The 16,894-nt window shown below is 72.2% G+C and carries 16 protein-coding genes; 11 read left to right on the plus strand and 5 right to left on the minus strand.

Going from position 1 to position 16,894, the window contains the following annotated elements; translation table 11 throughout:
* Window position 1: 1 nt before the first annotated feature.
* Entirely contained in the window at window positions 2-370 is a 369-nt protein-coding gene (locus AB0N81_RS23765; RefSeq protein WP_365361449.1) for a metalloregulator ArsR/SmtB family transcription factor, read from the minus strand.
* Window positions 371-506: 136 nt separating this feature from the next.
* Between AB0N81_RS23765 and AB0N81_RS23770 the strand changes: the two genes are divergently transcribed.
* Window positions 507-2,480, plus strand: coding sequence for a heavy metal translocating P-type ATPase (locus AB0N81_RS23770; RefSeq protein ID WP_365361451.1), 1,974 nt, complete (start codon window positions 507-509; stop codon window positions 2,478-2,480).
* On the opposite strand, the gene AB0N81_RS23775 is transcribed toward AB0N81_RS23770, so the two are convergent.
* Together AB0N81_RS23775 and AB0N81_RS23780 are read right to left on the minus strand one after the other, a co-directional pair.
* Window positions 2,410-2,829 carry a transcriptional repressor gene (locus AB0N81_RS23775; protein ID WP_365361621.1) on the minus strand — a complete coding sequence of 140 codons (420 nt, stop codon included), beginning with the start codon at window positions 2,827-2,829 and terminating at the stop codon, window positions 2,410-2,412. The genes AB0N81_RS23770 and AB0N81_RS23775 overlap by 71 nt on opposite strands.
* A 65-nt stretch (window positions 2,830-2,894) precedes the next feature.
* Window positions 2,895-4,034 carry a kinase gene (locus AB0N81_RS23780; protein WP_365361453.1) on the minus strand — a complete coding sequence of 380 codons (1,140 nt, stop codon included), beginning with the start codon at window positions 4,032-4,034 and terminating at the stop codon, window positions 2,895-2,897.
* 276 nt (window positions 4,035-4,310) lie between these two features.
* Here AB0N81_RS23780 and AB0N81_RS23785 point away from each other — a divergent pair, with 276 nt between their 5' ends.
* The 6 genes from AB0N81_RS23785 (at window position 4,311) to AB0N81_RS23810 (ending at window position 10,506) form a co-directional block, all read left to right on the plus strand.
* Entirely contained in the window at window positions 4,311-5,303 is a 993-nt protein-coding gene (locus AB0N81_RS23785) for a pyridoxal-phosphate dependent enzyme (protein WP_365361455.1), read from the plus strand.
* Window positions 5,304-5,408: 105 nt separating this feature from the next.
* Window positions 5,409-6,248 carry a DUF364 domain-containing protein gene (locus tag AB0N81_RS23790; protein ID WP_365361457.1) on the plus strand — a complete coding sequence of 280 codons (840 nt, stop codon included), beginning with the start codon at window positions 5,409-5,411 and terminating at the stop codon, window positions 6,246-6,248.
* Window positions 6,245-7,522, plus strand: coding sequence for an MFS transporter (locus tag AB0N81_RS23795; protein ID WP_365361459.1), 1,278 nt, complete (start codon window positions 6,245-6,247; stop codon window positions 7,520-7,522). The genes AB0N81_RS23790 and AB0N81_RS23795 overlap by 4 nt, the downstream gene beginning before the upstream one ends.
* Window positions 7,523-7,575: 53 nt before the next feature.
* Entirely contained in the window at window positions 7,576-8,628 is a 1,053-nt protein-coding gene (locus AB0N81_RS23800) for an iron ABC transporter permease (RefSeq protein WP_365361623.1), read from the plus strand.
* Window position 8,629: 1 nt separating this feature from the next.
* On the plus strand, window positions 8,630-9,433 hold the full coding sequence (locus AB0N81_RS23805; protein ID WP_365361461.1) for an ABC transporter ATP-binding protein: 804 nt from the start codon (window positions 8,630-8,632) through the stop codon (window positions 9,431-9,433).
* Window positions 9,434-9,504: 71 nt separating this feature from the next.
* Window positions 9,505-10,506, plus strand: a complete 1,002-nt coding sequence (locus AB0N81_RS23810) for an ABC transporter substrate-binding protein (protein ID WP_365361463.1) — start codon at window positions 9,505-9,507, stop codon at window positions 10,504-10,506.
* A gap of 2 nt (window positions 10,507-10,508) precedes the next feature.
* Here the strand turns inward: AB0N81_RS23810 and AB0N81_RS23815 are convergent, their stop codons facing one another.
* Window positions 10,509-11,372, minus strand: coding sequence for an SMP-30/gluconolactonase/LRE family protein (locus AB0N81_RS23815; protein ID WP_365361465.1), 864 nt, complete (start codon window positions 11,370-11,372; stop codon window positions 10,509-10,511).
* Window positions 11,369-12,139: an IclR family transcriptional regulator gene (locus AB0N81_RS23820; RefSeq protein ID WP_365361467.1), complete on the minus strand. Its 771-nt coding sequence runs from the start codon at window positions 12,137-12,139 to the stop codon at window positions 11,369-11,371. The genes AB0N81_RS23815 and AB0N81_RS23820 overlap by 4 nt, the downstream gene beginning before the upstream one ends.
* A gap of 248 nt (window positions 12,140-12,387) precedes the next feature.
* Between AB0N81_RS23820 and AB0N81_RS23825 the strand changes: the two genes are divergently transcribed.
* The 4 genes from AB0N81_RS23825 to chvE all read left to right on the plus strand — a co-directional run bounded on the left by AB0N81_RS23825 (window position 12,388) and on the right by chvE (window position 16,890).
* A complete protein-coding gene (locus AB0N81_RS23825; RefSeq protein ID WP_365361469.1) occupies window positions 12,388-13,554 on the plus strand; it encodes a mandelate racemase/muconate lactonizing enzyme family protein in 1,167 nt (388 codons plus the stop codon).
* 88 nt (window positions 13,555-13,642) lie between these two features.
* Window positions 13,643-14,662, plus strand: a complete 1,020-nt coding sequence (locus AB0N81_RS23830) for an alcohol dehydrogenase catalytic domain-containing protein (protein WP_365361471.1) — start codon at window positions 13,643-13,645, stop codon at window positions 14,660-14,662.
* 146 nt (window positions 14,663-14,808) lie between these two features.
* Window positions 14,809-15,777 (plus strand): hypothetical protein, encoded by a 969-nt coding sequence (locus AB0N81_RS23835; RefSeq protein ID WP_365361473.1) that lies wholly within the window; start codon window positions 14,809-14,811, stop codon window positions 15,775-15,777.
* Between the two features lie 3 nt (window positions 15,778-15,780).
* Entirely contained in the window at window positions 15,781-16,890 is a 1,110-nt protein-coding gene (chvE, locus tag AB0N81_RS23840; RefSeq protein ID WP_365361475.1) for a multiple monosaccharide ABC transporter substrate-binding protein, read from the plus strand.
* Window positions 16,891-16,894: the final 4 nt, after the last annotated feature.

A 16,894-nucleotide genomic window follows, 5' to 3' on the forward strand; every position in this document is an offset into this window, starting at 1 on the left:
CTCAGCCGGCGTCCCCGCGCACGGCCACGTCCCGTGCGCCGAGGCGCAGATGCTCGATGTGGTAGACGGCCTCGTCCAGGAGCTGGGCCACGTGGTTGTCGTAGAGGCTGTAGACGATGCGGCGACCCTCTCGGGCGCCGGTGACGAGGCCGAGGGCGCGCAGCAGGCGCAACTGGTGGGAGACCGCCGACTGTTCCATGCCGACCGCCTCGGCGAGCGCGCCGACACCGCACGGGCCCTGGCGCAGCTTGGTGAGGATCATCAGCCGGGACGGCGTGGCCAGCGCCTGGAGCGTGGCGGCGATCGTGGCGGCGGAGTCCGCGTCCAGGTGCGTCGCAGGGCTGATCTTGCTGTCGACTCCGTGTCCCATGCGGCAATCCTACTCGTCATACACTTGAAGACCTCTTCATGTGTTCCGCTATGGTGAGGGCCGTCCGCGAGGGCTCCCCGGCCCGCACCGCCGCGCGGCCCCTCGCCCTGCCCCGTCCACGAAGAGGTGTGCTCCGATGTCCTCCGCCCTGGTCGGCGACCGGCCGTGCCCGGCCCCCGCCCCTCCCTCCCCCGCCCGGCCGCGCCGCACCCGGCTCCTCGCCCTGCCCGAGGCCCGCTGGGCCGCGCTGGCCACGGCCGCCTTCCTGCTCGCGTGCCCGCTCGAACTCTCCGGAGCGCCCGGCTGGCTCTGGGGCCCGCTCTACGCCCTCTGTTACGTCGCCGGCGGCTGGGAGCCGACCGTGGCGGGGCTCGGGGCGCTGCGGGAGCGGAGCCTCGACGTCGACCTGCTGATGGTGGTCGCGGCTCTCGGCGCCGCCGCCATCGGGCAGTTCCTCGACGGCGGCCTGCTCATCGTCATCTTCGCGGTGTCCGGTGCCCTGGAGGCCCTGGCGACCCGGCGCACCACCGACTCCGTGCGCGGACTGCTCGACCTGGCCCCGGCCATGGCGGTGCGGATCGGCGGAGCTGGCGGGGAGGCCCGGGAAGAGCGGGTGGGGGTCGACGCGTTGCGGGTCGGCGACACCGTCCTCGTACGGCCCGGGGAGCGGCTGCCCGCCGACGGCGTCGTGCTCGACGGCCGCAGCGAGGTCGACCAGGCCACCATCACCGGCGAACCGCTGCCCGTGCCCAGGTCGGCGGGTGACGAGGTGTTCGCGGGCACCCTCAACGGCACGGGCGTGCTGCGTGTCCGCGTCGGCCGTGACCCCTCGGACTCCGTCATCGCCCGGATCGTCGCCATGGTCGAGGAGGCGAGCGGGACGAAGGCGCCGACGCAGTTGTTCATCGAGAAGGTCGAACAGCGGTACTCGGTGGGCGTGGTGGTCGCCACCCTCGCCCTCTTCGCCGTCCCGCTCGCGCTCGGCGCCGACTTCACCGCGACACTGCTGCGGGCGATGACCTTCATGATCGTGGCGTCGCCCTGCGCGGTGGTGCTCGCCACCATGCCGCCGCTGCTGTCGGCCATCGCCAACGCAGGACGGCACGGCGTGCTCGTCAAGTCCGCCGTCGTGATGGAGCGCCTGGGCGAGGTGACCAAGGCCGCCCTGGACAAGACGGGGACGCTCACCGAGGGCGCGCCCCGGCTGACCGACATCCGGGCGCTGCCCGGCACGGACCTGACCGAGGACGAGGTGCTCGCGCTCGCCGCGTCGGCCGAGCACGCCGGGGAACATCCGCTGGCCCGCGCCGTGGTCGCCGCGGCGCGCGAACGGGGACTCCCCCTGGCACCCGCGCGGGACTTCGCGGCGGAGCCGGGGCGCGGCGTGCGGGCGGTCGTCGCGGGCCGCGCGGTGGAGGTCGGCAGCCCGGACCGGCTCGTCGGCGCGGCCGCTGTGGAGCTGCCGGAGGACGACTCCCGCACCGTCTCCGTGGTCCTGGTCGACGGCCTCCCCGTCGCCACCCTGCACCTCACCGACCTGCCGCGCCCCGGAGCCGCCGAAGCCGTGGCCGCCCTGCGTCACCTCACCGGCACCGAGCCGACATTGCTGACCGGTGACAGTGCACGGGCCGCCGCCCCGACGGCCCGGGAGACGGGGATCACGGACGTGCGGGCCGGACTGCTCCCGCAGGACAAGGTCGCCGCCGTACGGGAGTGGGAGGAGCGCGGCGAGCGGGTCCTTATCGTCGGCGACGGCGTCAACGACGCGCCCGCGCTCGCCGCCGCGCACACCGGCGTCGCCATGGGCGGCACCGGGTCCGACCTGACCCTGGAGACCGCGGACGCCGTCGTGGTGCGCGACGAACTCGCCGCGGTTCCTGCGGTCGTGGCGCTCTCCCGCCGCGCCCGGCGCGTCGTGGTGCAGAACCTCGTCATCGCCTCCGTCTGTATCAGCGCCCTCGTGATCTGGGACCTGGCGGGCCACCTGCCCCTCCCCCTCGGCGTCGCGGGCCACGAGGGCTCCACGATCCTGGTGGGCCTCAACGGTCTCCGCCTCCTGCGCCGTTCGGCGTGGCGCCCGCAGGACGGCACTCCCCGCACACCCCGCTGAGTTCGAGCGTGTGCTCCAGCTCGGCGAAACCCGTCGTCTCCGCCAGGTGCTCCGCCCACGCCTCGACCGCGCCGGCGTCCACCGGACGGCTCCGGCCGCAGCGGCGGCAGATCAGGTAGTGGCGGTGCTCGTCGGTGGGACGTCGCAGGTAGAGGCGTTCGCCGGTCTCGTCGCGCACGACGTCGACCAGACCGGCGCGGTCGAGTTCGCGCAGCGCGCGGTAGACGGTGGTGAGGCCGACCGCCCGGTCGGACCCGGCGAGCAGGGCGTGCAGTTCCTGCGCGGAGACGAATTCGCCGCACTGCCCGAGGGTTTCGAGAACGGCGGCACGCTGCCGCGTCCTGCGCACGCCGGCCTCGGGCCCCGGGTCGGGACGGCGGCGCTCCTCTCCGCGCCCGAGCCGGGATCTCGTCGTCACGGGACGTCCTGGCCGGTTCGGGGGGCGGGGGCGGGGGCGGGGGCGACGGGTGCGACAGGGGTGGGAGGCGCTCCGACCGTGCCGGGTGCGGCGGGTGCGGCGGGTGCGGTGCGCGCGGTGGGCGTGGTGCGCGCGGTGGGCGCGGTGGGCGCGGGGGGCGCGGGGGGCGCGGTGGGCGCGGTGGGCGCGGTGCGCGTGGGGGACGGGGCAGGGGCGGCGGGATGGGGCGCCCGCGCGTCGGGGCGCCCGAAGGTCAGGGTGCGGTAGACCGTCACCCCGCCTCCTGCCGGGCCGCCGCCCACCAGCTCCCCGCACGCCTGTGCCGCGGCGGTGACGCGCCGCGTGTACGCCGGGTCCGTGGCGTCGAGCAGCACGCCGAGGGTCGTACCGCTGTGGCCGACCGCCACGCCGAGCCCGCCGACCTCGCGGCAGATCTCGCGCATCGGCTCCAACGACCGCTTGTGGCGCAGGGTCTGGTTCATCAGGGCACTGCGCGTGGCGATCCGGCCGACCTCCGCCAGGTCGTGGCGGCGTACGGCGGCGGTGAGCCGTTCGAGAAGGTCCGCGTAGGCGTGCCGGTCGGCGGCCGTGAAGGGCTTGGGGATGCGGTTGAAGTCCACGGTGTCCACCGAGCCGCCCTCGTCGATGCCGACGACCGCCATGGCGGGCAGTGCGCCGAGGACCGAGCGGAGCCGGACGCTGCGGTGATGGAAGGCGACGATGGCGGGGTACAGCACGCCGTCGGTGGGTTCGATGCGGGACAGGAGCCGCTCGATCCTGGCGGGCGGCATGGCGACGTCGAGGGCCTGGCCGACCGCACGGGCGGTGGCGACGAGATCGGCGGACGAGCTGGCGAGGCCCTTGCCCTCGGGGATCACACTGCTGACGGTGAGCACTCCGCCGGGCGGCGCGGCCCCCGGCCCCCGTACGCGCGGCGCCAAGTCGGCGATCATCCGGGCCAGTTGGAGCGCCTTGGTCTTGCGCGGCGGCCAGACCTCGAGCTCGCCCGAGTCGGACCCCTCCCGGAAGGTGGCCATCGTCCACCGCGCGACGGGCAGCGTCACGAGGAAGTCCCCGTCCGCCTCCGGCAGGACACCTTGGAGCAGTTCGCCGAAGGTGCCGAAGGCGGTGCCCACCCCCGTCCTCGGCGGTGGGCCCTGTCGCGGCACCCGTGGCGGTCGCACCGGGTGAGACCGGGCCACGGCCTCCTGGAACAGCTTCACGCGACTCCTCTCGACATGGCGGCGCGCACGTCCCGGCACCCCGCGCGGACCAGTGTGCCGAACTTACCCGCTCTTGACAATCATTTTCATCTAGTGTGATGCTCTCGGCGTTCCGGGGCCGCTCCGGGGGCTGCCCGCACTCCCCCGGCGCCCCTCCCTGCCCGCTCATCGCTACGGGGGCTCCCAGCCATGCACGCACACATCGCAGAAGCGGTGAAAAGACCCGACCTCATATCCCTGGCACCGGATCTGGCCTGCCTCCGCTTCGAGACCATGAAGATCTACTCCGCCCTCGGGGCCGTCCGGCACCTCCTCGAAACGGGGGCCGTCCGGCCGGGCGACACCCTCATCGACAGCTCCAGCGGCATCTACGCCCAGGCCCTCGCGCTCGCCTGCCACCGCTACGGAATGAAGTGCCACATCGTGGGCTCCACCACGGTCGACCGCTCGACCCGGGTGCAGCTGGAGATACTCGGCGCCACCCTGGAGCAGGTCGCGCCGTCCAAGGACCTGCGCCTCGACCAGGAGTTGAGGGTGCGGCGCATCGCCGAGATCCTCGCGGACAACCCCTCGTACCACTGGATGCGGCAGTACCACGACGACATCCACTACTACGGCTACCGCGAGGTCGCCGAGGAGATCGGCAGGGATCTGCCCACGGACCCCCTCGCGCTCGTCGGCGGCGTGGGCTCGGGCGCCTCGACCGGGGCCCTCGCCACCTATCTGCGCGAGGCGGGCCGCGATGTGTCGCTCGTCGGCGTACAGCCCTTCGGGAGCGTCACCTTCGGCTCCGAGCACGTCGCGGACCCCGACATGATCATCGCGGGGATCGGCAGCGCCATCGAGTTCCGCAACGTCCGGCACGAGCTGTACGACCGCGTGCACTGGGTGAACTTCGACAGCGCCCTGTCCGGCGCGGTCTCCCTGCTGCGCGCCAGCGGCATCTTCGCCGGGCTCTCGGCGGGCGCCGCCTATCTGAGCGCGCTGTGGGAGCGGCGCAGGGACGACACGCGCACCTACGTCTTCATCGCGGCCGACACCGGACACCGCTACGTCGAGAGCGCCTACGCCCGGCACGAACAGGCCCTGGACATCGACACGTTGAAGCCGCACGAGATCACCTCGCTCGGCGACCTCAAGCACCCCTGGTCCACGACGGCCTGGCCGCCCGCCGCAGCCTGATCCCTTCGCCTGATCCCTTCGCCTGGCCCCTTCGCCTGGCCCCTTCGCCTGATCCCTCCGCCTGCCCCCTCCGCCCGACCCTCCGGCTACCCAGAGAGAACACACATGTCACACCCCACGCCCCACACCGTCGCGGAGCTCACCGACGCCGTCCTGTCGGGCGCGTACGGCCCCGACCCGGCCGAATCCACCGTCACCAGCGCGTTCTGGCTCTACAACACCACCCGGCTCGCCGGCGGCGACGTCACGTACCACAACCACTATCTGCTGCTCCGCGTCGGCGACTCTTTCGGCGCCTGCTCCTTCGAGGCGGGTGAACTCGCCCCGGGCTTCTGCGAGAACGCCTCGGGCCACTCCCTGGACAAGCTGCTGCGCGACGAGTCGGCGCCCGTGCGGACCGCCGCCCTCGACGCCTACCTCGCCCGGGTGCGCCCGCACCGCGACACCGGCGACGCGGAGCGCGTCATGCTGCCGGCCGGCACGCCCGAGGTGCGCGCCGAGGCCCGCGACGCGGCCATCGCCGGGCTGCTCGACATCGAGCCCGGCGCGAAGGTCGCCCTGATCGGTGTGGTCAACCCGCTCGTCGCGGCGATACGGGAGCGGGGCGGCGTCTGCCTGCCCTGCGACCTGAACCTGCGGACGACCGCGTGGGACGAGCCCGTCACCGACGACATGACCGAGGTGCTCGCCCAGGCCGACGCGGTCGTCGCCACGGGCATGACGCTCAGCAACGGCACCTTCGACCTGATCCTGCGGCACTGCGTCGAGCACGGCGTGCCGCTGATCGTCTACGCGCAGAGCGGCAGCGCCGTCGCCCGCGCCTTCCTCGGCGCGGGCGTCACCGGGCTCAACGCGGAGCCGTTCACATTCTCCCAGTTCAGCGCCGATCCCACGCCGATGTACCGCTACCGCGCCGCCCTCGCCCCGAACGGAGAGGCAGCGTGAGCGTCGACGCCACCAAGGACACCGCACCGGCGGAACCGGTGGGGCCGGCGGTGGAGCCGGTGCCCGGCGACCTGCGGATGGCCCGCGCACTGTGGCCCGTGCTGCTCGCCTCGGCGGTCGGCCTGCTGCCGTTCACCGTCTTCAGCACGTATCTCGTGCCCATCGCCGACGAGGCGGGCAGCAGCGTCGCCGCGATGGGCGGCCTGCGCGGGCTCGGCGGACTGGCCGCCCTGCTGGTCGGCACCGCGCTGGCCCCGCTCATCGACCGGGTGCCCAAGGAGTGGGCCGCGGCGGGCGCCCTCGTCCTGCTCGGGCTGTCGGCCGCGCTCGGCGCCGCCGGGAACTTCGCCCTGCTCGCCGTGTTCTGCCTGCTGATCGGCGCCAGTACGTCCGTGCTGAACCCGGCGCTGACCGCCGCGGCCGCCGACCGCTTCGGCACCGGCAAGGCGGCGGGACGCGCGGCGACCCTCGTCACGGCCACCCAGTCCATGACCGCCATGCTCGCCGCGCCCGTCATCGCGCTGCCCGCGCTGTTCTGGGGCTGGCAGGGCGACCTGTTCGGCGTGACCGTGGTGTCGCTGCTGCTCGCGGTGGTCTTCGTGGCCCGGCGCGGAAAGCACCGGGAGGCGGACGGCTCCGAGGCCGCCGAAAGCACCCCGCGCCTCGGCTATCTCGCCTCGTTCAAGGCCCTCGCGGCCGTGCGCGGCGCGGTGCCGCTGCTGCTGATCGGGTTCCTGCGCACCGCCGTCTTCATGGGCTACCTGTCGTACCTCGCGGCCTTCTACGAGGAGCGGTTCGACCTCGACGCCGGGCTCTTCGCCTTCGTGTGGACGCTGAGCGGCGCGGCGTTCTTCGTCAGCAACCTCCTCACCGGGCGGATCACCAACTCCGCCGAGCCGCGCGTCGGTACGGAACGCCTGCTCGCCATCGGCCTGGTCGCCGCCCTCGTCTCCGTCGTGGGCTTCTACTTCACGCACTGGCTGCCGCTGGCCCTCGCCATGACCGCGCTCCACGCGGCGAGTCACGCGATCGTCGCCGCGTGCGTGGTCAGCCTCATCGTGCGCCGCTGCGGGACCACGCTGCGCGGCTCGGCGCTGAGCCTGAACGCGGCGGGCCAGAGCCTCGGCGTGTTCGTCGGCGCGGCGCTCGGCGGTGCCGGTCTCGGTCTGGCCGGCTACCCCGGGACCGCGGCCGCCTTCGGCGCCCTGGTCATCGCGGCGCTCGGCGCGGCGGCCCTGGTGCCGCGCGGCACGTCCGAGGAAGGTGCCGCGTGAGCACCACCGTCGAGGCGGCGCCGCCGAGCGGCCCGACGCGGCCCCGGACCGCGGTGCGGGAGCGGCTCGCGTCGCCCAGGGCCCTGGCGCTGACCTGTGTCGCCCTGTTCGCCGTGCTGGTCGTGTCGGTCGTCGTGGCGATCGGCCTGGGCGCCGCCTATGTGTCGCCCGCCGAGACCGCCCGCTATCTGTGGGCGGCGCTCAGCGGCGGCCGCATCGGCGCCGACGAGACGACGACGTACCAGATCATCTGGCAGATCCGGACACCGCGCGTGCTGCTGGCCGCGCTGGTCGGCGCCGGTCTGAGCGCGGTCGGCGTGGCCATCCAGGCGATGGTCCGCAACGCGCTCGCCGACCCGTTCGTCCTCGGCGTCTCCTCGGGGGCGTCGGTGGGCGCGGTCGGTGTGACGGTGACCGGCGGCCTGGCCGCGCTCGGTGTGTACGCGGTGTCGGCGGGCGCGTTCGTCGGCGCGCTCGTCGCGTCCTTCCTCGTGTACGCCGCGTCGAGCGACCGGGGCTCCCTCTCACCGCTGCGCCTGGTCCTCACGGGTGTGGCCATGTCGCTCGGCTTCCAGGCCGTGATGAGCGTGATCATCTACTTCGCGCCGGACAGCGAGGCGACCGCGATGGTCCTGTACTGGACCATGGGCAGCTTCGGCGCCGCCAGTTGGGGCACGCTGCCCGTCGTCTCCGCGGTCGTGCTGCTCGGCGTCGCCGCGCTGTACCGGTACGGCAGGGCGCTGGACGTCCTGGCCCTCGGTGACGAGACCGCCGCGAGTCTGGGCGTCAGCCCCGACCGGCACCGCAAGTCGCTGCTCGTGCTCGTCTCCCTGATCACCGGGGTGATGGTCGCCGTGAGCGGCGCCATCAGCTTCGTGGGGCTCGTCATGCCGCACCTGGTGCGGATGGTCGTCGGTGCCACGCACGCCCGGGTGCTCGCCGTCGCGCCGCTGGTCGGCGCGGTGTTCATGGTCTGGGTGGATCTGCTGTCCCGGACGGTGGTCGCGCCGCGCGAACTGCCGCTGGGCGTCATCACGGCACTCGTCGGCGTGCCGGTGTTCATCGGCCTGATGCGCCGCAAGGGCTATGTGTTCGGGGGGCGTTGAGATGGGTGACGAAGCGGTCGAGAGTGCCGCGACGGACTTGCGGATCGAAGGGCTCGGGGTCGTCGTCGACGGCCAGAGCCTGGTGCGCGACCTGTCGCTCGATGTGGGCGCAGGCCGGGTCGTCGGCCTGGTCGGCCCGAACGGCAGCGGCAAGTCGACCGCGCTGCGCTGCGTGTACCGGGCGCTGCGTCCGTCGACGGGCACCGTCCGGGTCGGCGGGGACGACATCTCCCGGCTCTCGATGCGTCGCGGCGCGCAGCTCGTCGCCGCCATGACGCAGGACGGCGCCGTCGAGCTGGACTTCACGGTCGAGGAGGTCGTCGCGCTCGGCCGGGCCCCGCACCAGCGCGGCAACCAGGCGCTCACCGCCCGCGAACGGGAGCTGTGCGTGCGGGCGATGGAGCGGCTCGACATCCACCACCTGGCCGGGCGCGGCGTCCTCACCCTGTCCGGCGGCGAGCGCCAGCGCGTGCTGCTCGCCCGCGCTCTCGTCCAGGAGCCGCGCGTCCTCGTCCTCGACGAGCCGACCAACCACCTCGACGTACGCCATCAGATAGAGGTCCTCTCGCATCTGCGCGGCGCCGGGCTCACCGTCCTCGTCGTCCTGCACGACCTGAATCTCGCGGCGGCGGCCTGCGACCGGATCGGCGTGCTGTCGAAGGGGCGGCTCGTGGCTTCCGGCACCCCCGAGGACGTACTCACCGAAGACCTTGTGGCCGATGTGTTCGGCGTGAAGGCCAGCGTCATCAAGCACCCGTTGACGGGCGACCCGCAGCTTCTGTACGCGCTCCACCCGCCCCTCTGAAACGCCCCTCTGAAACGTCCCTCCACCACTACGTCCCTCCACTACGTCCCTCTGAAAGGCACCGACTCCCCATGCCCCACACCCGATCCATCGCGGCCGGTTCCGCGCTCGCGCTGACGCTGCTCGTCGGCTGCGGCGCCGAGGTCGACTCGGACAGCGACGCCAAGGCGTCCGAGAAGACCACCGTGAAGCGCTGCGGCGAGCCCGTCTCCTACAAGGTCCCGCAGCGGGCGGTGGCGTACGAGGGCGGCAGCGCCGACAAGCTGTTCAGCCTCGGCCTGACCGAGCACGTCCACGGGTACGTGATGCCGCCCGCCAACCCGCCGGTGAGCGAGTCCCCCTGGGCGTCGGAGTACGCGAAGGTGAAGATGCTCAGCGACGACCTGCTCAACAAGGAGCTCGTCGTCGAGGCGAAGTCCGACTTCGTCGTCGCGGGCTGGAACTCCGGCTTCAGCGACCAGCGCGGCATCACCCCGAAGATCCTGGACAAGCTCGGCATCCAGAGTTTCATGCACACGGAGAGCTGCTTCAACTACCCCGAACACCCGGAGAAGGTCACCCCGTTCAAGGCGCTCTACAGCGACCTGGAGCGGCTCGGCAAGATCTTCCGGGTCGAGAAGAAGGCGGACCGGGTCGTCGCCGACCTGAAGAAGCGGGTCGCGGCGGTGGAGAAGAAGGCGCCCAAGGACGGTGAGCGGGTGCCGGTGTTCCTCTACGACTCCGGCACCGACCAGCCCTTCACGGCCGGCAGCCAGGTTCCGCCCAACGACATCATCAAGAGCGCCGGCGGCAGGAACGTCTTCGACGGCCTCGACGAGCGCTGGACCCAGGTCAACTGGGAGGCCGTGACGAAGGCCGAGCCCGAGGTCGTCATCATCTTCGACTACGGCGACCAGCCCGCGAAGAAGAAGATCGAGTTCCTGAAGAAGTCCCCGCACACGAAGGAGCTGCCCGCCGTCAAGAAGAACAACTTCTTCGTCCTCGACTACAACGAGGGCATCAGCGGGCCGCGCAACATCGACGGTCTGGAGAAGTTCGGCAAGTACCTGCGCGCGCTGGACCGCGAGCGCTGAGTTCAGCCCGCGAAGGGCACGCCAGGGAGCCCGTGGCCCGCGTCCGGCACGACCAGCACCGAGCCCGAGAGGGGGTGCGGACGGTCGAGGCCGGTGCGTGCCGTGGTGATGTACAGGTCGCGCAGGGCGGGGCCGCCGAAGGCGCAGGCCGTCGGGCGGCGCACCGGGAGCCGCACCGTCCGGTCGAGGCGCCCGTCCGGCGTGTAGCGGCGGACCTGCGCGCCGTCCCAGAGCGCGACCCACACGCAGCCGTCGGCGTCGACGGTGAGCCCGTCGGGGAAGCCCGCACTCTCTTCGATGTGCGCGAACGGCCTCCGGTTCAGGACCTGTTGGCCGTCATGGACGAGTACGTCGATACGCCTCGTGGGACTGTCGACGTAGTAGACGAGGCGTCCGTCGGGGCTCCAGCCCGTGCCGTTGCTGACGGCGACGTCGCCGAGGAGTTCGGTCGCGGTGCCGTCGGGGCCGATACGGGTGAGGCTGCCGCCGCCGGGCGCCTCGTCGTAGCGCATGGTGCCCGCCCACAGCGCACCGTCGGGCGCGACGGCGGCGTCGTTGCCGCGGCGGCCGGGCACGGGGTCGTGCACAAGCCAGGTGAAGGGTGCGCCGCCGGGACCGTACAGGCCGATGCCGTCGCGGAGGTTGACCACGAGGCCGCCGCCGACGCGGGGCTTGGCGGCGCCCACGTGCTGTTCGGTGGCCATGACCGTCCGGCGGCCGTCCCCGGGGTCGTACGTGTGGACGCGCGAGCCGAGGATGTCGACCCAGATGAGGCAGTTCGTGGCCGCGTCCCAGGTGGGGCCCTCGCCGAGCGCGGCCTCGGCGCGCACCGCCACGTCGTACGCGCGCCTCGTCACGTGCGTCATCGCGCGCCCCGGTGGCCGAGGCGGACCGACAGGTCACCGGCGCCCTTGGCGGCGAGCTCGGCCAGCTCGCGCTCGCGCTCCTCGCTCCAGCGGATCATCGGCACGGAGATGGAGAGCGCGGCGACGACCTGCCCCGCGCCGTCCCGGACCGGCGCCGCCACGCAGCTGACGTCCGGGTTGGACTCCCGGTGCTCGACCGCGACGCCCTGTTCGCGGATGTCGGCGAGGGCGGCGAGAAGCTCGTCGGGGTCGGTGATGCTGTCGGCGGTCATGGCGGTGAACTCCCGTCCCCTGAGCCGGTTTTCGAGCTCGGCCGGGGGCAGCGAGGCCAGCAGCATCTTGCCGACCGAGGTGCAGTGCGCGGGGAGGCGGCGGCCCGCCGCGGAGACCATGCGGACGGCGTGGGTGGAGTCGACCTTGGCGATGTAGATGACGTCGGCGTCCTCCAGGATCGCGACGTGGACGGTCTCGTCGCAGGTCTCCGCGACCTCGCGGGCCACCTGCTGCCCCTCGGCGGCGAGGTCCAGCTGTTCCGCGTACCGGCTGCCGAGCTGGTAGGTGCGCACGCCGAGGCGGTAGCGGCCCGGCTGATCCGGGATCTGGACGAGGTACGAGCGGGCCGCCAGGGTGGTGAGCAGCTCGTGCACGGTGGTGCGCGGCAGCTGGAGTCTGCGGGTGACCTCGGGCGCGGAGAACGTCCCGTCCCCTTCCAGGAACAGTTCGAGTATGTCCAGCGACCTGGTCACCGCGGGCACCAGTCGTCCCATGAGTTCGGCCTCCCAGCCTGCACGGCCGAAGCTGTCCGAAACTTCGGTCGCCGATCGATATGACGAACACAGGGTAGGCACGGCGCAGTTCGCGGCGCAATGGCCGCCCGGTCCCCGGCGGTACGGAGGCGGGGCCCGTCCAAGACCTTTTCGCGCGACCCATTGACACCTTCCGGCCACCGTGAATAACGTCACGCCAGCATTTCGAACGTGTGACGAAATACCGAACAAGTCAAGGGGCAACTGCCTTGCGCATTACGGGAATCAGCACGCATGTGGTCGGCACGCCGTGGCGGAATCTCACCTATGTCCAGGTCCACACCGACGAGGGTCTGACCGGTGTCGGCGAGACCCGCATGCTCGGCCACACCGACGCGCTCATCGGATACCTCCGCGAGGCGGAGGCCAATCACATCAAGGGGTCAGACCCGTTCGCGGTCGAGGACCTCGTGCGCCGGATGAAGTACGGCGACTACGGCCGGGCCGGCGAGATCGTGATGTCGGGCATCGCCGTCATCGAGATGGCCTGCTGGGACATCAAGGGCAAGGCGCTCGGCGTCCCCGTCTGGCAGCTGCTCGGCGGGAAGGTCACCGACCGTGTGAAGGCGTACGCGAACGGCTGGTACACCACCGAGCGCACCCCGGAGGCGTACCACAAGGCCGCCCAGGGAGTCATGGAGCGCGGCTACCGCGCCCTGAAGATCGACCCGTTCGGGACCGGCCACTACGAGTTGGACCACGAGCAGAGCCTGTACGCCGTCTCGCTGATCGAGGCCGTGCGCGACGCCATCGGGCCCGACGCCGAGCTGATGCTGGAGATGCACGGCCGGTTCTCGCCGTCCACCGCGATCCGGCTCGCCCGCGAGCTGGCGCCGTTCCGGCCCGCGTGGCTGGAGGAGCCGGTACCGCCGGAGAACCTCAAGGCACTGGAGAAGGTCGCCGCCAGGGTGGACATGCCGGTGGCGACCGGTGAGCGCATCCACGACCGGATCGAGTTCCGCGAGCTGTTCGAGAGCCAGGCCGTCGACATCCTCCAGCCCGACGTCGGCCACATCGGCGGCATCTGGGAGACCCGCAAGCTCGCGGCCACCGCTGAGACGCACTACATGCTGGTCGCCCCGCACAACGTCGGCGGCCCGGTCCTGACCGCCGCCTCGCTCCAGGTCGGCTTCACCGCACCGAACTTCAAGATCCTGGAGCACTTCAACGACTTCGCGGACGCGGACATCAAGAAGGTCGTGAAGGGCGCCCCCCAGGTCGACCCGGAGACGGGCTGCTTCGAGCTGTCGCACGAGCCCGGTCTCGGCGTGGAGCTCGACACCGACGCCGCGGCCGAGTTCCCGCAGCAGCGGGCGCGGTTCGACCTGTGGGCCGAGGGCTGGGAGAAGCGGACTCCTGGCGGGGCCGACGCGTGAGAATCCCGCCGCCGCCTCTCCGCGGCTCGGCGCCCCGGCGCCCGGAGGTCGCCCCCGCCCCCGCCCCCGCCACACCCCAGGAGCGGCTGTGACCGGGACATCGCGCGCCATCGTGATCGACCGCCCCGGCTCGCACCGCCTCACCACCGGGCCGCGCCCGGCGCCCGGCCCCGGTGAGGTCCTCGTCGAGGTGGCCGCCGCCGGGATCTGCATGAGCGACCGCGAGGTGTACGACGGACACCGCGACGCCGCGTACGTCCGCTACCCGGTGATCCCTGGCCACGAGTGGTCCGGGACCGTGGCGGCGGTCGGCGACGGGGTCGACCCGGCGCTCGCCGGGCGCAAGACCGTCGCCGAGGGGTTTCGCGCGTGCGGCGTCTGCGAGCGGTGCCGGTACGGCGAGACGAGCCTGTGCGGCGGCGGGTACGCGGAGACCGGGTTCACCGAACCCGGCGCCTTCGCCGACCACGTCGTCGTGCCCGCGCGGCTGCTGCATCCGCTGCACGACGACGCCGATCTCCGCGCCGCCGCGCTGCTCGAACCGTCCGCCGTGATCGCGGCGGCGGTGCGGGCGGGGCGGCCGCGGCCCGGCGAGCGGATCGCCGTGGTCGGCGCGGGGACGCTCGGGCTGCTCGCGGTGCAGTTGCTCGCGGCGGGCAGCCCCGCCGAGCTGGCCGTCGTCGATCCGCGGGAAGCGCGCGGGCAGCTGGCGCTGGGCTTCGGGGCGACCCACGCCCTGTCACCCGCCGAGGCGGAGTCGGCGTACGGCTCCTTCGACCTCGTCGTCGAGACGGCGGGGGCGCCGACCACTGCCGCTTCGTCGTGTCTGCTCGCCCGCAGGGGCGGGCGGGTGGTGCTCACCGGAATGTTCACGGAGGGGGCCGTGGGGATCGACCCCGTGCATCTGTCCCTCAGCCAGCTGGAGGTGCGGTCCGTGTTCGGGGCGTCGTCCGGGGCTTGGGCTGATGCGGTGCGGGCGTTCGGTCTCGGGCTGCTCGATCCCGCGGCGCTCATCACGCATCAGTTTCCGCTGGAGCGGTTCGAGGAAGCGGTTGCCCTGGTCGGGGGCGGTGATCCCAAGACCGGGAAGGTCTTGTTGCTTCCCTGAGCTCTTCGCTTCGTCTGCGGGCCGTGTGTGGCTGGTCGCGCAGTTCCCCGCGCCCCTGACTGCACCACCGCAGCGCCCCACGCAAGCCCCATGAACCGAACCTCGTTCGAGATGTCGAACGAAGTGGCCGAACGTAAAGGAAAACCGTGACCGACCCCTCCGCCCTCCTCCCCCGACAGCCCGGCGAACCCGCCCTCGCCGCCCTCGGCCTCTCCGCCCCCTCCCCCGACCCCGCCGACGCCTCCCCGCACACCTTCCCGGACGGCGGCACCTGGCGGGTCGAGATTCCCTCGGTCGAGGGGCCCGAGGCGCTCGGCGTCGTGCTCAAGGAGTCCGCCCGGCTCGACGTGCCGATCCACCGCATCAGCCAGGGCAGCGGCGTGTGGATGCTGTCCGACGCCGAGATCACGGAGATGGTGGAGACGGCCGCCGAGCGCGACATCGAGCTCTGCCTGTTCACGGGGCCGCGCGGCACCTGGGACACCGGCGCCTCCGTGCGCACCGACTCGCACGGGGCCGGGCTGCGCGCCCGGGGGCACGACGCGGTCGCCGGGTGTGTCGAAGACGCCGTACGGGCTACGGAGTTGGGCGTCAAGTGCCTGCTCGTCGCCGACGAGGGCGTGCTGTGGACGCTGCACCGCGCGCGGACCGCGGGGATCATCCCGGCCGACACGACGCTGAAGGTGTCCGCGCTGATCGGCCCGGTCAACCCGGCCGCCTACGCCGTGTACGAGCGGCTCGGCGCGGACTCGCTCAACGTGCCGAGTGACCTGACGCTCACTCACCTCACGGAGATCCGCCGGGTGTCGGGCGCGCCGATGGACATGTACGTGGAGGCGCCGGACGACCTCGGCGGCTACATCCGCATGTACGAGATCGCCGAGCTGATCCGGCGCGGCGCGCCGCTCTACCTGAAGTTCGGGCTCGCGAAGGCGCCGGCCATCTACCCGTACGGTGCGCAGCTGCGCGACGTCACCCTCGACACCGCCCGTGAGCGCGTGCGCCGCGGCCGGCTCGCCCTCGACCTCCTCGCCAGGCACGGAGCCGGCGCCGGGATGTCACCGCTGGGCTCGCGCCTGCCCGGCGACCTGAACCGCTTCCCGGAAAGGAGCTGACCCATGCGCACCCGCACGCGTCTCACCGCCGCGGTCGCCACCGCCGTCCTGCTCGGCTCGCTCACCGCCTGCGGCCAGGAGGCCAAGGGCGGCAGCCGCTACAAGCCGGACACCGGCAAGGGCGCCACCATCGGCCTCGCGATGCCCACCAAGGCGTCCGAGCGGTGGATAGCCGACGGCAAGAACATGGCGAAGCAGTTCCAGAAAGCCGGCTACAAGACGGATCTGCAGTACGGCGACGACAAGGTCGAGAACCAGATCGCCCAGCTGGAGAACATGATCACCAAGGGGCGCAGCCTGCTGGTGGTCGCCGCCATCGACGGCTCCGCGCTGACCGATGTCCTGCGGCGCGCGCACGACGCGGGCATCCCCGTGATCTCGTACGACCGCCTCATCCTCGGCACGAAGAACGTCGACTACTACGCGTCGTTCGACAACGAGCGCGTCGGCCGCCTCGAAGGGCAGTACATCGTCGACAAGCTGAAGCTCGGCAAGCCGGAGAAGGGCGGCGACGCCCACAACATCGAGCTGTTCGCGGGCTCGCCGGACGACAACAACACCAAGTACTTCTGGAACGGCGCCATGAAGGTGCTCCAGCCGTACTTCAAGACCGGTCAGCTCACCGTCCGCAGCAAGCAGACGAGGATGAACCAGGCCACGACGCTGCGCTGGGACGGCGGCACCGCGCAGAAGCGCATGGACGACCTGATCAGCAAGAACTACGGCACCGAGAAGGTCGACGCGGTCCTCTCGCCGTACGACGGGATCTCGCTCGGCATCATCTCCGCGCTGAAGAGCGCGGGTTATGGATCGAAGAGTCAGCCCCTGCCGGTGATCACCGGGCAGGACGCGGAGCTCGCGTCGGTGAAGTCCATCATCCGCGGCGAGCAGACGCAGACGGTGTTCAAGGACACCCGCAAGCTGGCCGCCCGGACGGTGGCGATGGGCGACGCGGTCCTGAACGACAAGAAGCCCAAGGTCAACGACGTCACGAACTACAACAACGGCAAGAAGACCGTGCCGTCGTACCTCCTCGACCCGGTCAGCATCGACAAGTCGAACACCCAACTCCTTGTCGAGGAAGGGTATTTCACCGCGGGGCAGCTCAAGTGAGCCG

Source organism: Streptomyces sp. NPDC093510 (assembly GCF_040683555.1).
Taxonomy (GTDB): Bacteria; Actinomycetota; Actinomycetes; order Streptomycetales; family Streptomycetaceae; genus Streptomyces.